A 19610-nucleotide genomic window follows, 5' to 3' on the forward strand; every position below is an offset into this window, starting at 1 on the left:
GGACCTTGGCTAGCTGGCCTTCTTGGCGGCGCGCCCGTTGTCGCCGTACTCGTAGAAGCCGCGGCCGGCCTTCTTGCCGACCAGGCCCGCCTCGACCATGCGCAGCAGCAGCGGCGGCGCGGAGTACAGGGGCTCCTTGAACTCCTCGTACATGGAGTCGGCGATCGACTTGACGGTGTCCAGTCCGACCAGGTCGGTCAGCGCCAGCGGACCCATCGGGTGGGCGAGGCCGAGGACGGTCGCCTTGTCGATGTCCTCCTTGGTGGCGAAGCCCGACTCGACCATGCGAATGGCCGAGAGCAGGTACGGCACCAACAGCGCGTTGACGACGAAGCCGGAGCGGTCGGCGGAGCGGACGACCTGCTTGCCGAGCACCTCGCTCGCGAACGCCTCGGCCCGCTCGGACACCGCGGCACTGGTCTTGAGGGTGGTCACCAGCTCGACGAGCGGAAGCACGGGGACGGGGTTGAAGAAGTGCATGCCGATGACGCGCTCAGGCCGGCTGGTGGTGATGCCGAGCTTCATGATCGGAATGGAAGAGGTGTTGGACGCGAGCACCGCGTCGGGATCGGTGACGATGGAGTCGAGTTCGGTGAAGATGCCGCTCTTGATCTTCTCGTCCTCGACGACGGCCTCCACGACGAACTGCCGGTCCGCGAAGTCACCGAGGTCGGAGGTGAAGCGCAGTCGCCAGGCGGCCTGCTCCCGCTCCCGCTCGGTGATCTTGCCGCTGCTCACGCCGCGGTCGAGGGAGCGCAGGATGCGGGCCCGGCCCGCAGCCGCGAGCTCGCGGGTCTGCTCGAACACCAAGACGTCGACATGTGCGCGGGCGCACACCTCGGCGATTCCGGCGCCCATGATGCCTGCGCCGATCACGCCGACGCGCTGAATCTTTTCGCTGGTCACGTCAGCTCCTCATCGTGTGGGTGAATCGTCGTGCCGTGCTGGTTCGTCGTACTGCTGGGTGGTGCTCCCCCGCCGCGGGGCCCGGACTGTGGGCCCCGCGGCGGGGTTCGAGAAGTGAAGCAGTTGGAGCGCTGAAGCGGGGGTTCCTAGTGGAACTGGCCCTCTTCGGTGGAGCCCTTCAGCGCCGCGGTGGACGTGTTGGGGTCAACCGTGGTGGCGATGCTGTCGAAGTAGCCGGCGCCGACCTCACGCTGGTGCTTGATGGCGGTGAAGCCACGCTCCTCGGCGGCCTTGAACTCGCGCTCCTGCAGGTTGACGAAGGCGGTCATGCCCTCGCGGGCGTAGCCGTGCGCCAGGTCGAACATGCCGTAGTTGAGCGAGTGGAAGCCGGCCAGGGTGATGAACTGGAACTTGAAGCCCATCGCGCCGAGCTCCTTCTGGAACTTCGCGATGGTCGCGTCGTCCAGGTGCGCCTTCCAGTTGAAGGACGGGGAGCAGTTGTAGGCCAGCAGCTGGTCCGGGAACTCGCTGCGGACGGCCTCGGCGAACTTCTTGGCGACCTCGAGGTCCGGCACGCCGGTCTCCATCCAGATGAGGTCGGAGTACGGGGCGTAGGCCTTGGCACGCGCGATGCAGGGCTCGATGCCGTTCTTGATGCCGTAGAAGCCCTCGGCGGTGCGGGTGCCGTCGAGGAACGGGCGGTCACGCTCGTCCACGTCGGAGGTGATCAAGGTGGCGGCCTCGGCGTCGGTGCGCGCGATGACGACCGTCGGGACGTCCGCGACGTCGGCCGCGAGACGCGCCGAGGTCAGGGTGCGGATGTGCTGCTGGGTGGGGATGAGCACCTTGCCACCGAGGTGGCCGCACTTCTTCTCCGACGCGAGCTGGTCCTCCCAGTGCGAACCGGCGACACCCGCCGCGATCATGGCCTTCTGCAGCTCGTAGACGTTCAGCGCGCCGCCGAAGCCGGCCTCGCCGTCCGCGACGATCGGGGCGAGCCAGTTGTCGACCGAGGTGTCGCCCTCGACCTTGGCGATCTCGTCGGCGCGCAGCAGCGCGTTGTTGATGCGACGGACGACCTGCGGCACCGAGTTGGCCGGGTAGAGGCTCTGGTCCGGGTAGGTGTGGCCCGAGAGGTTCGCGTCACCGGCGACCTGCCAGCCGGAGAGGTAGATGGCCTTGAGGCCGGCGCGCACCTGCTGCACGGCCTGGTTGCCGGTGAGGGCGCCGAGGGAGTTGATGTAGTCCTCGTTGTTCACGAGGTCCCACAGGATCTCGGAGCCACGGCGGGCGAGGGTGGCCTCCTCGACGACGGAGCCCTGGAGCTTGACGACCTGCTCGGCCGTGTAGTTACGGGTGAGTCCCTTCCAGCGGGGATTGGTGTCCCAATCCTGCTGGATCTCAGCTGCGGTCTTCGGGGTGCCGGTGGTCGACATCGAGGCTCCAAACTCTGTGATCTGCTGGCCCTTCGTTCTGCTCGTCCAGTACGGATGTACGGCTTCGCATCCTTGCCAGGCCCTTCGGGTGTACTCAACGAGAGTGGCATATCGAAAAAGGCCCGTCTACCTGTTGCTAATGCCAATCTTGGCTAGGTTTTCAATCTCCGTTGCTAACTTTGCAAATGACACCCGGTGCATTTGCGTCACGCCCGGAGAGCTGTAGTTACCACTCGGTAGGGAAACCGGCAGGCAGGGGGCGGTGGGCGACCGGGCCGAACGCGGGGCCCGATCTACCCGCAAGTAACTCCGGACGCGGTCCCGGGCGGCAGCCGGGTGGACGAGACTGTGAGGGCAATCACGTATTCGGACAGACGTCGCATTCTCCATCGCCGACCACCTGCCGGCTGATAGAGATGGCACCGCAATCGACTTCCCCACGGTGTCCTCCGAAGGAGCAATCACGTGATCGATCGACTCCGCGCGGCGACCGCGAGCCTCGCAACGGTCGCGCTGCTCGCCCTCGCCGCCGCGGCCTTCCCGCCTGCCACCGCGTCCGCCGAATCCGTCGAGACCGGCTCCGCCGGGGCTCCGGACGACCTCCCCGCGGCATTCGCCCCGCTCGCCGGCGCGATGCAGAGCTGGGGGAAGTCCCCCGCAGGCGTGAACGACTGGGAGTGCCGCCCGTCGGACGCGCAGCACCGACCCGTCGTGCTGGTCCACGGCACCGGCCGCAGCATGCAGGAGAGCTGGGGCAACCTCAGCGACCCGAACAGCAAGGGCCCGCTGGTCGAGGACCTCGCGAAGGACGGCCGCTGCGTCTACGCGCTGAACTACGGGAACGCCTTCGACATCACCTCACTGTCGATGCGGTGGGGGATCGGCGCGATCGAGAACTCGGCGGCCGAACTCGGCAGATTCGTCGACGCGGTCCTCGCGCACACCGGCGCGACGCAGGTCGACATCGTCGGACATTCGCAGGGTGGCACGGTGACCCGCGAATACCTGCGAGTCAATCCTCCCTCCCGCACCAAGATTCACACCCTCGTCCTGCTCGCGCCCCCCACCCACGGGAGCACCCTGGGCGGCAAGTTCGCCTCCGAGGCCGACGCCCGGGCCAAGCTGGCGCCGATCGCGATGCAGCAACAAGCGGTCGACTCGACATTCCTCAAGCGACTGAACGAGGGGCAGGAGACCTTCCCCGGGATCGACTACACCGTCCTCGCGACGAAGTCCGACCAGACGATCACCCCGTACGAGAGCTCGTTCCTCGTACCCGCCCCGGGGACCTCGGTGCGCAACATGTACGTCCAGGACGTCTGCGGAAACCAGGATCTCGAGGTGTGGCATTCGCGGCTCTTCCCCAACGAGCCCGCGTCGAAGGGTTCCGGACTGCTCGACCACCCGGTCTCGCGCTTCCTCGTCCGCCAGGCCCTCGACCCGACGCTCGCCGGCACCCCACCCTGCTGAGTAGGACCGGCCACCGGCCCTACTCCCCCATCCGCCCGAACGTCAGCGCCACGTCCCACGGTGCCACGCCCCAGGCCTCGACCGCGGTGGTCGCGAAGATGCCTGCGGCCTCGACGGTCTCGGTCGAGGCGGGCGAGGACACGGAGGTGCCGGGGCGACCGTCGTCGGGCACCTCGGGCCACACCCCGGTGCCGCGCGGCACCGGGGCCGCCTCGATCACCGACACCCGCTCTCCCGAGTCGTCCACGACGCCGAAGAAGCAGTAGGGCTCGGCCGGGGCGTCCCAGCCGCCGCGTTCGACGACGCAGTACTCGCCGCGCTCGGCCGCGGACACCGCCACGGCCGACAGGAAGTCGTCGAGGTCGGTCCAGGGGTTGTTCTCCGGTCGCACCGGCTGCCCGAGCCGGAACACCCGTGCGTCCGACTCGCCGCCGTCGGCGAACCGGTTCTGCACCAGCAACGTGCCGGCGACCGCGTCCAGCAGGACCGCCTCACGAAAACGGTTGTCCGGCACCGCGGTGCGCGCGATCAGACCCCGGCCGAGGAGATCGGCGAGCCCGGCCGGGTCGTCGACGGCCCACAATGCGCTGGCGGTCTCGGTCCAGGTCCGCACCAGCCCGCCCGCAACGGGGCTGATCATGGCGGTGGTCAGGGTCGTGCCGACCTCAAGGCCCGCGGGCACGTCGTTCGTCATGCGCCGATTGTCGCAGTCACGCCCGCGAGGCCAGACCCTCCTGCTGGTCCAGGCTCTCGACCGGGGTCCGCAGTGCCGCGACCGCCGCCGCGTAGAGGGTGCTCTTGATCTCGCCGAGCGTGCGACCACGGGTGGTGGCCAACCCCTGCGCGTGCCGCACGGCCCGGGTGAGCACGTCGGCCTCCGGAACCGCCGCGTCGACGAATCCGTGCGCGAGCGCGTCCGCGCCGCCGTAACGTCGGCCCGACGTCAACGCCTCGTGCGCGGCCCGATTCGGCAGCCTCGCACCGACCAGGGCGAGCACGCCCGGGGTGTAGCTGGCACCGATGCTGATGCCCGGCAAGCAGAAGTAGCCGCGGTCCTCGCGCATCACCTGGTGGTCGTGCGCGACGGCCAGCATCGCACCGCCGCCGAAGGTGTGGCCGGGCATCGCCGCGACCGTAGGCATCGGGAAGGTCAGCACCCGAGCGAACAGGGCCTGGACGCGGTCGATGCACGCGCCCAGCTGGTCGGTGTTCTCGAGCACCCAGCCGGTGTCCAGGCCGGTCGAGTAGTACTTGCCGACGGCGGTGGTCACCAGCGCGGCCGGTCCCTCGCTGGCCTCGACCTCGTCCAGCAGTGCCGCGATCTCGTCGAGCCACGCCGGCGCGAAGGCGTTCTCCTCGTCCCGCACGCCCTCGGTTCCGAGGTACAGCACGAACACGTCACCTGAGCGTTCCATGTATGGCATGGCGCGAACGATAGCCTCCCCGACGCGGGCAGCGATCAGCGCCCGAAACTGCTGCAGCCCATCGGCGCCGGGACCCCGGCCAGCCGTGCGTCGAGCCAGCTGTAGGCCGCCGGAATCCCGGACAGTGCGACCGTCTGATGCTCGCCGACGTACTCCTCGAGACGCACCCGCGCCCCGCGCGCGCACCAGTCGTCGTAGAGGCCTTCGGCACCCGTGGGCAGAATCCAGGGGTCCTGCCTCCCCTGGTAGAGGAATATCGGCGCGGCCGGGGCGTGCGCACCGAGTCGGTTCGCGGCGACGACCGCACGCGCCACCGGGGTGTCGACGACGTCGGGAACGTCCGAGAGCGATTGCACCGTCAGCGGGATCAGCGCGCCCGGGATCGCCAGACCCGGCAGGCACAGGTCCTTCGCTGCCGCCGCGAGCCGCCACCCGTTGTCGTCGAACAACGAGAACAGCTCCGGATACTCGCGGGCCACACCCAGCGTCGCACCCAGCAGCACACCCGACGCGAGGTTCCTCCCGTTCATCGACTGCAGCAGCAGCGAGTAGTCGGCGGGCGTGCCGCCGAAGGCGGCCCCGACGATCCGCAGCTCCGGCGCGTACGTCGGGGCGAGCTCGGCCGCCCAGCCCGACGCGATCGCGCCACCCGAGTAGCCGGTGATCGCGATCGGCGACGACGGCGCGAGCCCGAAACGCGGGGTGTTCACGGCGGCCCGCAGCGCGTCGAGGACGGCGTGGCCGGCCATCCGGCCCGCCGCGTAGGCCTGTCGCGGACCCTCGTGGTCGGCGACGACCACCGCGTCACCGCGGCCGAGGAAGTACTCGACTGCGGCGAGTTCGAGCGCGCTGCCACGCTGCAGGGTGTACGAGGGCGCGCAGGTCTGGCCCAGTCCGTCGATCGCCATGTCGTAGGCCAGCACCGGCCGCGATCCGGGGCCGCTCCACGCCACGATCGGCACGATCAGCGTGGCCGTCACGGCCGCCGGGCGGTCCGTCGAATCGGTCGACCGGACCAGAACCTGGGTCGAGACGACCGGGGTGGCGAGCGGCACCACGGTGACCGGCCGGGTGCGCAGGACGGTGCCGGGCGCGAGGTCCCCGAAATCGCGCGGCGGGTCGAAGAACGGGTCGCCGAGCGGGGTCGCCGCAACGGCGGCGGGATCGTGCGACGGCGAGATCAGGTCCCCGATCGGGTCCGCGGACGCACCTGCCGCAAGTGCCGTCGTCAGCACTGCGACCGCGATCGCGAGCGCGGCCCGGTGAACGCCGCCGCCCATGGCCGCCGCCTCCCTCGCCCCCTGCCCCCAGGGTAGGTCGGCACGGACCGAACCGCGACGTGTCCGCTAATCCTGCGAACTCCGCGTTGCAAACCCTCGGTACCCCTCGTAGCCTGGTGAAATGGCGAAGACCTTCGTGGGCGCCCGACTGCGGCAGCTACGCACCGAACGCGGCATGAGCCAGGCCGCGCTCGCCCAGACGCTGGAAATCTCGGCGAGCTACCTCAACCAGATCGAGCACGACGTGCGGCCGCTGACCGTGCCGGTCCTGCTGCGGATCACCGAGGTTTTCGGGGTGGACACCACCTTCTTCTCGTCGCAGGACGACACCCGGCTGATCGCCGAGCTGCGAGAGGTCGCGCTCGATCAGGAGATGGGCATCGACGCGGACCCGCACGAGCTCGCCGAGATGGTGTCCGCACACCCGAGCCTGGCCAAGGCCGTGGTCAACATGCACCGCCGCTACCGCAACACCACCGCCCAGCTGGCCGCCGCCACCGAGGACCGCTACAGCGACGGCAGCGGCAGCGGGTCCATCACGATGCCGCACGAGGAGGTGCGCGACTACTTCTACCAGCGGCAGAACTACCTGCACGAGCTCGACACCGCCGCCGAGGACCTCACCGCCAAGATGCGGTTCCACCGCGGCGACGTGGCGGGCGAGATCGCCAAGCGGCTGCAGTTGGTGCACGACGTCCAGATCGTCCAGCGCATCGACCTCGGCGAGGGCGTGCTGCACCGCTACGACCCGGACGCCCGCGTGCTGGAGATCTCCCCGCACCTGTCGGGCGGGCAGCGGGTGTTCAAGTTCGCCGCCGAGCTCGCCTACCTCGAGTGCGGCGACCTCATCGACAAGCTGGTCGGCGAGGGAAGCTTCACCTCCGACGAGTCCCGCTCCCTTGCCCGGCTGGGGCTGGCGAACTACTTCGCCGCCGCGACCGTGCTGCCGTACGGACAGTTCCACGACGTCGCCGAGGACTTCCGCTACGACATCGAACGGTTGTCGGCGTTCTTCTCGCAGTCCTACGAGACGATCTGTCACCGACTCTCCACGCTGCAGCGACCGAAGCTGCGCGGGGTGCCGTTCTCGTTCGTCCGCGTCGACCGGGCCGGCAACATGTCGAAACGCCAGTCCGCCACCGGTTTCCACTTCTCGTCGAGCGGTGGCACCTGCCCGCTGTGGAACGTCTACGAGTCCTTCGCCTACCCCGGCAAGATCATGACGCAGATCGCCCAGATGCCCGACGGCCGGAGCTACCTGTGGATCGCGCGGACCGTCGAACGGCGCGCGATCCGGTACGGCCAGCCGGGCAAGACCTTTGCGATCGGCCTCGGCTGCGAGCTGCGGCATGCACACCGCACCGTGTACGCGGACGGGCTGAATCTCGACAGCAGCGCGGCCGCAACCCCGATCGGCGCGGGTTGCCGGGTCTGCGAGCGGATGAACTGCCCGCAACGCGCATTCCCGCCGCTCGGCAAGGAGCTCGACATCAACGAGCACCGCAGCTCGGTGTCGCCGTACCTGATCCGCTGAGCCCAACTCGGGCCGAATCTGCACCGGATGCCGTTGACCCGGTGCTAGCTTCTCCCTACCGGGCAGTAGACGCGACGGGGGGAGGCGGTGGCACCATGGCGGCACGGCGCGACGACCGGCTCACCGGACGCCGCATCCTGGTCACCGGCGCCGCCCGCAGCATCGGAGCGGCACTGACCAAACGCCTGCACCAGCGCGGTGCTCGCGTCGCCCTGCTCGGCCTCGAGCCCGAACTGCTCGAGCAGGCCGCGACCGCCTGCGGCAACGCACCGTGGCGGCACTGCGACGTGCGCGACCACACGGCGGTGTCCACGTCGGTGAACGAACTGGTCGCCGAGCTGGGCGGGCTGGACGTCGTGGTCGCGAACGCGGGAGTCGGCGCGCAGCTGCCGATGCTCGGCGGCGACCCCGCGGTGATGCGCCAGATCGTCGACGTGAATCTGATGGGCACGTACTACACACTGCGCGCGGCGGGCGAGCACATCGGGCACTCCGACGGCTACGCGCTGATCGTCACCTCCGGCGCGGCCGCCGTGCAGCTGCCGCTGCTCGGCGCCTACAGCGCGACCGCCGCCGCGGCCGAGGCGCTGGGCAACACGCTCCGGGTGGAGATGCGGCACCTCGGCACCAGGGTGGGTGTCGGGTACCTCGGCGAGATCGACACCGAGATGATCTCGATCGGATTCGACAGCGCGGCCGCGGACAAGATCAAATGGTCGGGCATGTTCACGGCCGTGTCACCGCTCGAGACCGCGGTGAACGCCATCGAGAGGGGAATCACGTTGCGCCGCAGACGGATCTACGCGCCGGGCTGGGTCGGCGGACTGCTGGCCTTGCGGATGCCGGCGCAGCGGATCGTGGACCTGCGACCGCAGCCGCGGATGGCAGCGGCGATGGCCATCGCCCGCACCGAACGAGCCCGTTTCACCACCGCCCTGCCGGATCCCGAGGATCGCCTCCGATGAGCGCTCGCATCACCCCGGGGCGGCTGCGTGAACTCGGGCCGATCAACTGGGTTCTGTGGCAAGTACTCTCGGCCGCGTCCGGCACCCGCGACGCCCAGCTGTTCAGCACTCTCGGCCGCACCAAGGGCACGTTCCGAGGGTGGCTGCACTTCGGCGCGGGCCTGATGCCCGGCGGTCGAATCTCCCGGCACGAGACCGAACTGGTGATCCTGCGCGTCGCACACCTGCGCGGCTGCGACTACGAGATGGACCACCACATCCGACTCGGCAGGCGCGCCGGCGTCGACGCGACCCTGCTCGCGCGGGTGCTCGCGGGCCCGACCGCCCCGGGCTGGAGCGATCGGCACCGGGCACTGCTGACCGCGGTCGACGAGCTGATCGCCACGGAGAATCTCGGCGACGACACCTGGTCGGCGCTGGCGGCGCACTTCGACGAACGCCGCATGGTCGAGTTCGTCCTGCTCGTCGGCCAGTACGACATGCTGGCCACCTCGATCGCCACCCTCGGCGTCCGCCGCGACACCTTCCGCCGGTAGCCCGGGCGAGTGTTCACACCTTTCGGCTGGTGGCAAGCCTGCGCTAGCCCGGTGTGAGTATCACAACGAAACGGGCCGTACGGATTGCCCGGTCTCGGAGCGCGTCGGTAGCGTCGCGCCATTCGGCCGTGACGGACGTCCGCGCCACCGAGCAGTAGGAATCGCCTTGTCCACAGACACTCGGGATGTCGCGGGGCGCGGCACCGCCGCGTCGACCGCATCCGACAACCCCAATCACGACCGGCGCTGGCTGGTGCTGTGCATCGTCGCGCTGGCCCAGCTGACGGTCGTGCTGGACGGCACCATCGTCTCGATCGCCTTGCCGCAGGCCCAGGCCGACCTCGGGATCAGCGACTCGGACCGTCAGTGGGTGGTCACCGCGTACGCACTCGCGTTCGGCGCGCTGCTGCTGCTGGGCGGCCGGGTCGCCGACTACTGGGGCCGCAAGCGGTCGTTCATGGTCGGCATGGCCGGATTCGCGGTCGCGTCCGCGATCGGCGGCCTCGCGCAGAACGCCATGGAACTGTTCGCCGCCCGCGCACTGCAGGGCGTGTTCGCCGCGCTGCTCGCGCCGGCCGCGCTGGCGATTCTGACCACCACCTTCGTCGGCGAGAAGGAACGCGCCAAGGCGTTCGCGGTGTTCGGCGCGATCTCCGGCGGCGGCGCCGCGATCGGACTGCTGCTCGGCGGGTTCCTCACCGAGTACGTCGACTGGCGCTGGTGCCTGCTGGTGAACATCCCCGTCGCGATCTTCGCGATCGCCGTGACGCTGCCGATCGTCAAGGAAACCAAGGCGCACGGCGACACCAGCTACGACATCCCCGGCACGGTACTCATCGCCCTCGGCCTCGGCTCCCTGGTCTACGGGTTCACCCAGGCGGAGAAGCACGGGTGGGCGTCCACCCAGACCGTCGGCTTCATCGGGGCCGGACTGGTCGCGCTGGCCCTGTTCGTGCTCGTCGAGAAGCGCAGCGCGAATCCGCTGCTGCCACTGACTGTGCCGTGGCACCGCGACCGCGGCACCGCGTTCATCGGGTCGATGCTGGTCGGGTCGGCGCTGCTGGGCGGAACCCTGTACCTCACGTTCTACCTGCAGATCGTGCTCGGTTTCAGCCCGGTCGAGGCGGGCTTCGGTTCGCTGCCGATGGCCGCGTTCATCGTCATGGCCGCGGGCGTGTCCGCCAACCTGAGCACCCGGATCGGGCCGAAGCCGCTGATGGTCGTCGGCCCGGTGGTCGCCGCGTTCGGACTGCTGCTGCTCACCCGGATCGGGGTCGACACCTCGTACTGGACCCACGTCTTCCCCGGACTGGCGACCTTCGGCTTCGGGCTCGGCCTGCTGATGGTGCCGATGCAGAACCTGGCGCTGATCGGTGTCCGGGACCACGACGCGGGCGCCGCGAGCGCGCTGGTCAACGCGACGGTGCAGATCGGCGGCGCGCTGGGCACCGCCCTGTTCACCACCATCTACGTCTCCGCGAGGACCGCGTTCACCTCGTCCCATGCCGCCCCGACCCCGCCGGCAGGCATTCCCGCCGAGGCCCTGGCCGAGGCGAAGATGCCGTCCCCGGAGCAGCTGGCGACGCTGCCCGCACCGGTGCAGGAGTTCGTGGCGGCGATGAAGGACTACTTCTTCTCCGCGGAGGTCTCCGGGTACTCGCACGCCTTCGCCTGGGCGGCGGCGCTCATCGTGGTGATCTGCCCGCTGGTGATCGTGTTGGTGCGCGCGAAGAAGGGCGACCTGCCCGCCGAGGGCGCCGTCGGCATGCACTGACGAACGCCGCCCCGAGGGTGACGGGAACCATTGTTCGGTCTGACCGAATGATGGTTCCCATCACCCGTTTTCGGGGTGCAGCCGGGGACTACAGGGCGGCTCGCAGCACCTCGACGACGGGGGTGGAGTTGCGACCGATCAGGGCCTGCAGGTCGCCGCTCTCGGTGTCGAGTGCGCCCGCCGCGATGCCGGTGTCGGAGTTGGCGAGCATCGCGGCGAACTGAGCGGGCAAGCCGGCGGCCTCGAGCGCCCCGCGGTAGTCGTCCTCGGACAGGTCCTGGTAGGCGACGGGCGTGCCCGTCGCCTCCGCGATGGCACCGGCGAGCTCGGTCAGCGTGAGGCGCTGGTCGCCGCCGAGCTCGTAGACCTTGCCCGCCTGATCGTCGGCGAGCAGCACGACGGCGGCGGCCTCCGCGTAGTCGGCGCGTGCGGCCGCGGCCAGGCGCCCGTCGCCGGCGGCTCCGGCGAGGACGCCGCGGGCGGCGGTCCCGGCGAGGTCGCTGGTGTAGTTCTCCCAGTACCAGCCGTTGCGCAGCAGGGCGTGGCCGATGCCGGACGCGGCGAGCAGTTCCTCGGTCGCCTTGTGCTCGGGGGCGAGGCTCAACGGGCTGTCGGCCGCGCCGAGCACGGAGGTGTAGGCGACGAAGCCGACACCGGCGGCCTTTGCTGCGTCGATGATGTTGGTGTGCTGGGCAATTCGCTGACCGATCTCACTGCCGGAGATCAGCAGCAGCTTGTCGACACCGACGAGCGCGGCCTCGAGCGCGGCGGGGTCGGCGTAGTCGGCGACGCGGACCTGGACGCCCTTGGCGGCGAGCTCGGCGGCCTTGCCCGCGTCGCGAACCACCGCGACGAGCTCGCCGGGTTGCGCACCGCGCGCCAGCAGTGCGTCGACGGCGAGACGGCCGAGGTGTCCGGTTGCTCCGGTGACAGCGATGGTCATGGCGGGATGCTCCTCCAACAGACGGGTTGACGCTTCAATGCGTCGCACCGTTCATCATGCACTTATTATTTGTAAGTGCCAACCTGATAGTTAGCTCTTACCGTGGAGCCGGTAGTAACCTGGAGCCCATGAGCACCGCTGACCTGGACCGATCCGTCGACGACGACGCCACCCTCGAGGCCGACGTCTTCGCGCGGGCGTGCCTGTCCCGCCCGGTGCTGCAGACCATCACCGGCCGCTGGGGCGGCCTCGTCCTCGCCGCGCTCGGCGAGTCGCCGTACCGGTTCAGCGCCCTGCGTCGACGCGTCGACGGCGTCAGCGAACGGATGCTCTCGCAGACCCTCCAGCAGCTCGAGCGGGACGGCTTCGTGCATCGCGAGGTCCAGGAGACGATCCCGCCCAAGGTCGAGTACAGCCTCACCCCACGCGGTGAACAGGTCGCCGAGCGACTGCTCGGACTGATCGATTTCGTCGAGTCACAGATGCCCGACATCCTCGCCGACCAGGACAGGTACGACAGCCGCTGACGCGGCCTACGAGTTCAGGTACGCCACCCAACCGCCGAACTCGGTGATGTCGGTGGCGCCGTCGATCGCATCGTGAGTGCAGCCGAAGCCGACAACGCTTCTGCCGTTGGACAATTCCACGCTCGTCAACGCCATCGGCGCGGGCAGTGCGGCCAGGAATCCGCCGAGCCCCGCGGCCGAGAGCCGGAACACCTCGCCCACCACCGGCGCACCCGCCCCCGGTCCGCGGCGCACCAGCCCCGGCTTGGGCGGCACCGTGTCGAGCGCGTACAGCCGGTACGCGTCGGTCGTGCTGACGGTCTCGACGAACCGGGCGCCGAGGTGTTCGAGCTGGAAGTGCAACGGCTGTCCGCGCAGGTGCGCCCCGAACACCGCCAGGTCGACGCCGGTGTCCACGAGCGTCGGTGCCGTCGCCCCGGTCAGTCGCGCCGCCAGGTCGATCGCCACCTGGTCGCCGAACGCCGGCACCACGAACATCACCCCGAACGGGTGTCCCTGAACGGTCGGCGACCCCGGCACCGCAACGGCCGCCATGTCGAGCAGGTTGCAGAAGTTGGTGAAGGTCCCCATCCGCCGGTTCACCCGAATCGGGTCCGCCCGCACCGCTGCGACGGTGGGGTGCTCGGTGGTGGTCGGCAGCAGCAGCGCGTCGCAGTCGGCGAGAACCTCGGCGGCAGCGGACTTCGCACGCAGCAACGCATCCAGGTCCGCGACCAGTTCGTGCGCGGCGGGGGTGCGGGCACCGGCCACGATGGCGGCCACGGTCGGGTCCGCGCCCGCGGGGCGGGTGTCGAGGAACCGCCCGACTGCCGCGTACCGTTCCGCGACCACGGCGCCGTCGTAGAGCAGGCGAGCCGCGGCCAGCAGCCCGGAGATGTCGACGCTCTGCGTCACCACGCCGTCCGCCTCGAGCGCGGCCACGGTCTCGCTGAACGCGGCCAGGTACTCCGGGCACAACTCAGCGAGATCCTCTATGCGCGGCACCGCGATTCGCGGCACCGCCGGCGCCGCCAACCGGACGTCCGACGGCCACGTACGGCTGCGGGGATCGCGGGGCTCGGGGCCCGCCATCACCCGGGCCGCCGCCGTCGCGGCGTCGAGATCGGCGGCGAACACGGTCACGCAGTCGTAGTCCACGCAGGCGGGAACCACCCCGTGCGTGGGGACGAGGCCGAGCGAGAGCTTGAGCCCGACGATGCCGTTCAGGGCGGCGGGCACCCGGCCGGAGCCGGCGGTGTCCGTGCCCACGCCGATGTCCGCGACGCCGAGCGCCACGGCGACCGCCGATCCGGAACTGGACCCGCCCGAGACTCGTTCGGAGTCCCAGGCGCTGCGCACGGCGCCGTACGGACTGCGGGTCCCGACCAGCCCCGTGGCGAACTGGTCCAGGTTCGTCTTGCCGAGGACCACGGCGCCCTGCGCGACCAGCCGGCTCACCGCACTCGCGGACTCCGTAGGCAGGTAGGCGAATTCGGGACAGGCGGCCGTGGTGGGCAGGCCGGCCACGTCGAGGTTGTCCTTCACCGCGACCAGCAGTCCGGCCAGGGCCAGCTCCTCCCCCGCACCGAGCCTGTCCTCGACCGCCGCCGCATCGGCGAGCACGTCCGCCTCCTCGCGTAGCGTGATCCACACCTCGGGGCGCTCGACCTCCGCGATCCTCCGGTACGCGCGCACGACCCGCTCTGTGGGGGTCGTCGCCGGTCCGACCGCCGTATCGCCGAGAACACTCATCACTGCACAGCTCCGATCACGATCAACGGTGTCCCCGGTTCGACCTTCGCCCCGGGTTCGACGAGCACCTCGAGCACCGTTCCCGAGGTGGTGAAGGCAACGGGCATCTCCAGCTTCATCGCCTCGAGCACCAGTGCCGACTGTCCCGGTTCGACGGTTGCCCCCGGTTCGACCTCGACCCGCCACACGGTGCCGACCATGGGCGCCTCGACGACGACCGCGCCGGGCGGCAGTTCCACCGCCGCTGCGACCGGCTCGGGCAGGTCGAGTACCTCGATGCGGTCGAATTCGCCCGCGTCCCGCCATGCGGTCTTCTCCGCCTCGAATGCTTCCGCCTGGCGGGCGTTGAACTCGGCGATCGAGTCGGCGTTGCGGTCCAGGAACGCGAGATGGTCGGCGAGCGCGAAAGTGCCGTCCGATATCTCGGCGTTGAATCGTCCGGCCCTGGCCTGCGCGCGGTACTCGGAGAGCTGCTCGGCACTCACCGGTTCCCACACGATGCGATCGAAGAACCGGAACAGCCACGGCTTGCCCTCGGCGAAGGGCCCCTGCTGCCGGTAGCCCGACCAGATCGGGACCGTCCGGCCGATCAGCTGGTAGCCGCCCGGAGACTCCATCCCGTACACGCACAGGTACTTGCCGCCGATGCCGACGGCGTCGGACGGCGTCCAGGTGCGGGCGGGGTTGTACTTGGTGGTCACCAGCCGGTGCCGCGGATCGAGCGGGACCGCAAGGGGGGCACCGAGATACACGTCTCCGAGCCCGAGGACCAGGTACTCCGCGTCGAACACGGCGTCGCGCACCTCGTCCACACTGTCCAGGCCGTTGATGCGCCGGATGAACTCGGTGTTGGACGGCAGCCACGGCGCCCGATCCCGGACGCCGCTGCGGTACCGGTCTATCGCCTCGGCAATGGACGGGTCGTCGAACGAGAGTGGCAGGCGCACCGTGCGACTGGGCACCACCAGGTCACCGGTGACCGGCAGCTGCTCCTCGATCTCCGCGAGCAGGCCGAGGAGTGTGGGTGAGCGCAGCACGTCGGGGTCGAAGTGCAGGTGGAGCGAACGCACGCCGGGTGTCACGTCGATCAGCCCCCGAGGAGCGTGCTGCGCCAACGCAACCGACAGTGCGTGCACTCGCATTCGCAGTCCGAGGTCCAGTTCCATCGCGCCGTACTCGACGAGGATGTTGTCGTCGCCGCCGCGCAGGTAGGTCACCGCCGGTCGGTCGACGGCAGCAGCGATCCGGCCCAGCACTCCCCCGTCCGAGGCGGTCGCGTGCGCGGCCGACGGCGGCAGCATCGCCGCCCGGACCGTGTCCGAGGCGCGCAACTCATCGGCACCGGCATCAGTGACCGGCACGAACCGGACCTCGTCGCCGGGCCGGATCTGGCCTAGCTTCCAGCGGTGCGCGCGGACGACGGTCAACGGGCAGGCGAAGCCGCCGAGGCTCGGCCCGTCGGGTCCCAACAGAATCGGGGTGTCGCCCGAGACGTTGAGCGCACCGACGCTGTAGGGGTTGTCGTGCAGGTTCGACGGATGCAGTCCGGCCTCGCCGCCGTCGGTGCGCGACCACGTGGGCTTCGGCCCGTCGAGCCGGATCCCGGTCCGATTCGCGTGCGCCTGGACCTTCCAGGTGGTGTCGTAGAACTGGGCCATGTCCTCGGTCGTGAAGTAGGACGGGGCCGGTTGCGGGCCCTCGGTGACGGCCAGGTGCCAGATGCGTTCGAGCACGGGGCGATCGGCGACCGGGACGATCGCCGGAACACCGAGACCGTCCTCGTCGTCGAGCAGGTTCAGGACGTCCCCGGTGGCTACGGCCCGCCCGGTCACCCCACCGAATCCACCGAGGGTGAAGGTCGACGCACTGCCGAGGTACTGCGGGGCGTCGACACCGCCTCGGACCGCCAGGTAGCTGCGCAATCCGTCACCCGCAGGCGTGCCGATGTCGAGTACTCCCCCGGCGGGCACGGCCACCGGCTCCCACATCGGAGCGGGTGCCCCGTTGACCGTGACCTCGACCGGGGCCCCGCCGACACAGACGACCGTCGGCGCCGAGAACTCCAGTCGCGGACCCTGCAGCGTGCACTCGAGCCCGGCCGCGTCCGCCCGGTTCCCGACCGCGGCGTTGACGAGAGTGAACGACAGGTCGTCCATCGGGCCCGACGGCGGAATACCCACTTCCCAGTAGCCGAGCCTGCCGGGATGGTCCTGCACGGTGGTCATGGTGCCGGCCCGCACGACGTCCATCCGGGCTCCCACCCCACGCTGGTTCTCGAGCGCGGACGTGGTGTGGTCGGCCGCGAGCACCTCCGGCATCGAACAGATGTGGCGCAGCTGAGTCAGATTCGTCGGGATGCCGTACAGCCGGGTCTCGTCGAGCGCGGCGCCGAGCGCGGCGAACGCACCCGACCTGCTCGTCGACGCGGTGATCACCTTCGCCAGCATCGGGTCGTAGTGGGCACTGACCTGGGTACCGGTGTCCACCCAGGTCTCGACCCTGGTGTGGGCCGGGAACTCGACACTGGTGAGCAGTCCCGCGCCCGGCCGGTAGCCGCGCCCGGGATCCTCCGCGTAGATCCGCGCCTCCACGGCGTGGCCGGTGATCGGCGGTCCCGAGTCCGGCAACTCGTCGAGCATCGACGAGTCACCCCGCGCCAGGCGCAGCATCCAGCCGACCAGGTCGACGCCGGTCACCTCCTCGGTGACCGGGTGCTCGACCTGCAGGCGGGTGTTCATCTCCAGGAACGAGGCCTCCCCGCGGTCCACGTCGTAGACGAACTCGACGGTGCCCGCACTGCGGTAGCGGACCGAGGATGCCAGCGCGCGTGAGGAACTCAGCAGGCGCTCGACCAGTTCGTCGGCCAGTCCCGGAGCCGGCGCCTCCTCGACCACCTTCTGGTTGCGTCGCTGCAACGAGCAGTCCCGGGTGCCCAGGCTGAGAGTGCGGCCGGCACCGTCGCCGAAGACCTGAACCTCGACATGCCTCGCGCGCGCGACGAATCGCTCGAGGAACACCCCAGACGAGGAGAAGTTGGCCTGTGCGAGGCGCTGCACGCGGTCGTACGCCCCACGCAGGTCGGCGGCATCGAAGCAGGACTGCATGCCGATTCCGCCGCCACCGCCGACCGCCTTGAGCATGACCGGGTAGCCGATCTCGGCGGCCGCCGTGAGGGCGGACTCGAGGCTGTCGAGCAGGCCGCTGCCCGGAACCAGCGGCACCCCGACCGCCCTGGCCGCCTCCCGTGCGGTGTGCTTGTTGCCGAACACCCGCAGCTGCTGCGGGGTCGGCCCCACGAACGCGATGCCCGCCGCCTCCACCGCCGTCGCGAATTCGTCGTTCTCCGAGAGGAATCCGTAGCCCGGGTGAACGGCACCCGCACCACTGGCGAGCGCCGCGGCGACAACCGCGTCGGCCCGGAGGTAGGACTCCTGTGCCGGCGCCGGCCCGAGGCGCACTGCCACGTCCGCCATCTCGACGTGTGCGGCCGCAGCGTCGGCGTCCGAGTACACGGCCACGGTCTTGAGCCCGAGTAGGTGCGCCGACCGCATGATGCGGCAGGCGATCTCGCCGCGGTTGGCGACGAGCAGGGTGTCGAATGAAGAGTCGATCATGTCAGTGCCCTTCTGGGACAGGAGAGATGTCGGACTGTTGCCGGGCGGTCAGTTGCGCACGGCGTTGGCCATCCGGGCCATGGACAGGGCCTGTTGCGCGCGGTCGAGGACCACCACCCGGGACTCGTCGATATGCCCGAGGAGCGCGTCGTGGGCCCGCTGCAGGTGCCCGTCGAGGATCAGTTCGGCGACCGATATGTGCTCGTCGATCGTGGCGCTCATCCGGTCCGCCGTCAGGTAGTCGAACATTCGCACCGGACGGACCTTCGCGTTGACGGTTGCGAGCGCGTCGGCCAACGCCGGGTTGCCCGAGGACGCGAGCACGGTGGTGTGGAATCGCTCGTCGAGCACCACGAAGCCGGCGTCCGGTTCCGGTGCGGTCGTGCGGAGCGCGTACCAGGCGTCGAGTTCGGGTCCGAGTACGTCGGCATCGTGACGACCCGCGCCGCCGTCCAGGATCCGCCGGATTCCACCCAGCTCGAGCAGGATCCGAAGTTCGTACAGGCCGCCGAGTTCGTCGAGCCGCGGCCGATACGGGAACAGCCCGTGCTCGTCGCGCTCGACGAGCCCGTCGGACTGCAGCCGGGCCAGCGCTTCGCGCACCGGGGTCCGCGAGACGCCGTACAGCTCCGCCAGGCGTTCCTCTCCGAGCCGCTCGGACGGGGACAGCCGCCCGCTCATCAGGTCGGCGCGCAGCGACCGGTACACCTGCTCGCGCAGCGAGCCTCCCCTGTCCGGGTCGGCCCTGCCGCGGCGGTAGCCCTCCCGCCCGCTCATCAGATCGCCATCGCGGCGCGGACGGCAGCGGCCGAGTCGGCTCCCCCACTGCCGGTGGAGGTCACGCGCCCCGAGGCCAGCACGCTGTAGTGCTGGGCCGACTGCAGGGCGAAGCCGATGTGCTGTTCGACCAACAGCACGCCGAGGTCACCACGACCTGTCAGTTCCATCACGGTGCGCTCGATCTCGGCGACGACGTTCGGCTGAATTCCCTCGGTCGGCTCGTCGAGGATGAGGATCTCGGGCTCGGTGATCAGCGCGCGGGCGATCGCGAGCTGCTGGCGCTGCCCGCCGGAGAGCAGTCCGGCCCGCCGGTCCAGCAGTCCGGTCAACGCCGGGAACAGATCCAGCGCCTCCGCGATCAGCACCTTGCCACGCTTGCGGCCGTCGGCGACCACCTGCAGGTTCTCCGCGGTGGTCAGTTGCCCGAACGACTGCTGGCCCTGGGGCACGTACGCCAGCCCGCGGGCGACGCGCGCGCTGGGTCGCAGTCCGGTGATGTCCTCACCACCCAACAGGATCCGTCCCGAGTTCACCTTGATCAGCCCGACCGCGGCCCGCAGCAGGGTCGTCTTGCCGGCCCCGTTGTGGCCCATCACGGCGGCGACCCCACTGTCCGGGACCGTGAGCGACACCCCGTGCACCACCTCGGTGCGTCCGTAGCCGGCTCGAAGGTCGACGAGTTCGAGCATG

Annotated in this window: 16 protein-coding genes; 6 read left to right on the plus strand and 10 right to left on the minus strand. The window is 70.1% G+C overall.

Going from position 1 to position 19610, the window contains the following annotated elements; translation table 11 throughout:
- Positions 1 to 9 precede the first annotated feature (9 nt).
- Together ACFXGJ_RS08440 and aceA are read right to left on the minus strand one after the other, a co-directional pair.
- Positions 10 to 906 carry a 3-hydroxybutyryl-CoA dehydrogenase gene (locus tag ACFXGJ_RS08440; RefSeq protein ID WP_378421951.1) on the minus strand — a complete coding sequence of 299 codons (897 nt, stop codon included), beginning with the start codon at positions 904 to 906 and terminating at the stop codon, positions 10 to 12.
- 146 nt (positions 907 to 1052) lie between these two features.
- On the minus strand, positions 1053 to 2342 hold the full coding sequence (gene aceA, locus ACFXGJ_RS08445; protein WP_378617897.1) for an isocitrate lyase: 1290 nt from the start codon (positions 2340 to 2342) through the stop codon (positions 1053 to 1055).
- Positions 2343 to 2807: 465 nt separating this feature from the next.
- Between aceA and ACFXGJ_RS08450 the strand changes: the two genes are divergently transcribed.
- Positions 2808 to 3812, plus strand: a complete 1005-nt coding sequence (locus ACFXGJ_RS08450; protein ID WP_378617898.1) for an esterase/lipase family protein — start codon at positions 2808 to 2810, stop codon at positions 3810 to 3812.
- A 19-nt stretch (positions 3813 to 3831) separates the two neighbouring features.
- On the opposite strand, the gene ACFXGJ_RS08455 is transcribed toward ACFXGJ_RS08450, so the two are convergent.
- Genes ACFXGJ_RS08455 through ACFXGJ_RS08465 form a run of 3 tightly spaced genes read right to left on the minus strand, consistent with a single transcriptional unit; the run spans position 3832 to position 6516 of the window.
- Entirely contained in the window at positions 3832 to 4506 is a 675-nt protein-coding gene (locus tag ACFXGJ_RS08455) for a hypothetical protein (protein WP_378617899.1), read from the minus strand.
- Positions 4507 to 4522: 16 nt separating this feature from the next.
- A complete protein-coding gene (locus ACFXGJ_RS08460) occupies positions 4523 to 5236 on the minus strand; it encodes an enoyl-CoA hydratase/isomerase family protein (protein ID WP_378617900.1) in 714 nt (237 codons plus the stop codon).
- 35 nt (positions 5237 to 5271) lie between these two features.
- Positions 5272 to 6516, minus strand: a complete 1245-nt coding sequence (locus tag ACFXGJ_RS08465) for a lipase family protein (RefSeq protein ID WP_378617901.1) — start codon at positions 6514 to 6516, stop codon at positions 5272 to 5274.
- A gap of 121 nt (positions 6517 to 6637) precedes the next feature.
- On the opposite strand from ACFXGJ_RS08465, the gene ramB reads away from it, so the two are divergent.
- The 4 genes from ramB (at position 6638) to ACFXGJ_RS08485 (ending at position 11325) form a co-directional block, all read left to right on the plus strand.
- Positions 6638 to 8050: an acetate metabolism transcriptional regulator RamB gene (gene ramB / locus ACFXGJ_RS08470; protein WP_378617902.1), complete on the plus strand. Its 1413-nt coding sequence runs from the start codon at positions 6638 to 6640 to the stop codon at positions 8048 to 8050.
- A 95-nt stretch (positions 8051 to 8145) separates the two neighbouring features.
- Complete coding sequence (locus ACFXGJ_RS08475; RefSeq protein WP_378617903.1) at positions 8146 to 9015, plus strand: SDR family NAD(P)-dependent oxidoreductase; 870 nt, start codon at positions 8146 to 8148, stop codon at positions 9013 to 9015.
- On the plus strand, positions 9012 to 9551 hold the full coding sequence (locus ACFXGJ_RS08480) for a carboxymuconolactone decarboxylase family protein (RefSeq protein WP_378617904.1): 540 nt from the start codon (positions 9012 to 9014) through the stop codon (positions 9549 to 9551). Before ACFXGJ_RS08475 ends, ACFXGJ_RS08480 begins: the two co-directional genes overlap by 4 nt.
- Positions 9552 to 9717: 166 nt before the next feature.
- A complete protein-coding gene (locus ACFXGJ_RS08485; RefSeq protein ID WP_378617905.1) occupies positions 9718 to 11325 on the plus strand; it encodes an MFS transporter in 1608 nt (535 codons plus the stop codon).
- Positions 11326 to 11413: 88 nt separating this feature from the next.
- Here the strand turns inward: ACFXGJ_RS08485 and ACFXGJ_RS08490 are convergent, their stop codons facing one another.
- A complete protein-coding gene (locus tag ACFXGJ_RS08490) occupies positions 11414 to 12268 on the minus strand; it encodes an SDR family oxidoreductase (RefSeq protein WP_378617906.1) in 855 nt (284 codons plus the stop codon).
- A gap of 128 nt (positions 12269 to 12396) precedes the next feature.
- Here ACFXGJ_RS08490 and ACFXGJ_RS08495 point away from each other — a divergent pair, with 128 nt between their 5' ends.
- Positions 12397 to 12795, plus strand: coding sequence for a winged helix-turn-helix transcriptional regulator (locus ACFXGJ_RS08495; RefSeq protein ID WP_378617907.1), 399 nt, complete (start codon positions 12397 to 12399; stop codon positions 12793 to 12795).
- Between the two features lie 6 nt (positions 12796 to 12801).
- Here ACFXGJ_RS08495 and atzF read toward each other — a convergent pair whose 3' ends face one another.
- The 4 genes from atzF to urtE are packed head-to-tail and all read right to left on the minus strand — an operon-like array spanning position 12802 to position 19609.
- Entirely contained in the window at positions 12802 to 14526 is a 1725-nt protein-coding gene (gene atzF / locus ACFXGJ_RS08500) for an allophanate hydrolase (protein WP_378617908.1), read from the minus strand.
- Entirely contained in the window at positions 14526 to 18140 is a 3615-nt protein-coding gene (uca, locus tag ACFXGJ_RS08505) for an urea carboxylase (protein WP_378617909.1), read from the minus strand. The genes atzF and uca overlap by 1 nt, the downstream gene beginning before the upstream one ends.
- A gap of 48 nt (positions 18141 to 18188) precedes the next feature.
- Complete coding sequence (locus ACFXGJ_RS08510; protein WP_378617910.1) at positions 18189 to 18917, minus strand: GntR family transcriptional regulator; 729 nt, start codon at positions 18915 to 18917, stop codon at positions 18189 to 18191.
- Entirely contained in the window at positions 18917 to 19609 is a 693-nt protein-coding gene (gene urtE / locus ACFXGJ_RS08515) for an urea ABC transporter ATP-binding subunit UrtE (protein WP_378617925.1), read from the minus strand. Before urtE ends, ACFXGJ_RS08510 begins: the two co-directional genes overlap by 1 nt.
- Between the last annotated feature and the right edge of the window lies 1 nt (position 19610).

Source organism: Rhodococcus sp. NPDC059234 (assembly GCF_042754225.1).
Taxonomy (GTDB): Bacteria; Actinomycetota; Actinomycetes; order Mycobacteriales; family Mycobacteriaceae; genus Rhodococcus_G.

What these genes read in the sequence shown, in the direction of transcription:
- ACFXGJ_RS08465 (WP_378617901.1), bottom strand. Translation starts at nt 6,516, where the DNA reads ATGGGCGGCGGCGTTCACCGGGCCGCGCTCGCGATCGCGGTCGCAGTG.
- ACFXGJ_RS08490 (WP_378617906.1), bottom strand. Translation starts at nt 12,268, where the DNA reads ATGACCATCGCTGTCACCGGAGCAACCGGACACCTCGGCCGTCTCGCC.
- ACFXGJ_RS08475 (WP_378617903.1), top strand. Translation starts at nt 8,146, where the DNA reads ATGGCGGCACGGCGCGACGACCGGCTCACCGGACGCCGCATCCTGGTC.
- ACFXGJ_RS08460 (WP_378617900.1), bottom strand. Translation starts at nt 5,236, where the DNA reads ATGCCATACATGGAACGCTCAGGTGACGTGTTCGTGCTGTACCTCGGA.
- uca (WP_378617909.1), bottom strand. Translation starts at nt 18,140, where the DNA reads ATGATCGACTCTTCATTCGACACCCTGCTCGTCGCCAACCGCGGCGAG.
- ACFXGJ_RS08480 (WP_378617904.1), top strand. Translation starts at nt 9,012, where the DNA reads ATGAGCGCTCGCATCACCCCGGGGCGGCTGCGTGAACTCGGGCCGATC.
- ACFXGJ_RS08495 (WP_378617907.1), top strand. Translation starts at nt 12,397, where the DNA reads ATGAGCACCGCTGACCTGGACCGATCCGTCGACGACGACGCCACCCTC.
- urtE (WP_378617925.1), bottom strand. Translation starts at nt 19,609, where the DNA reads ATGCTCGAACTCGTCGACCTTCGAGCCGGCTACGGACGCACCGAGGTG.
- ramB (WP_378617902.1), top strand. Translation starts at nt 6,638, where the DNA reads ATGGCGAAGACCTTCGTGGGCGCCCGACTGCGGCAGCTACGCACCGAA.
- atzF (WP_378617908.1), bottom strand. Translation starts at nt 14,526, where the DNA reads ATGAGTGTTCTCGGCGATACGGCGGTCGGACCGGCGACGACCCCCACA.
- ACFXGJ_RS08510 (WP_378617910.1), bottom strand. Translation starts at nt 18,917, where the DNA reads ATGAGCGGGCGGGAGGGCTACCGCCGCGGCAGGGCCGACCCGGACAGG.
- aceA (WP_378617897.1), bottom strand. Translation starts at nt 2,342, where the DNA reads ATGTCGACCACCGGCACCCCGAAGACCGCAGCTGAGATCCAGCAGGAT.
- ACFXGJ_RS08455 (WP_378617899.1), bottom strand. Translation starts at nt 4,506, where the DNA reads ATGACGAACGACGTGCCCGCGGGCCTTGAGGTCGGCACGACCCTGACC.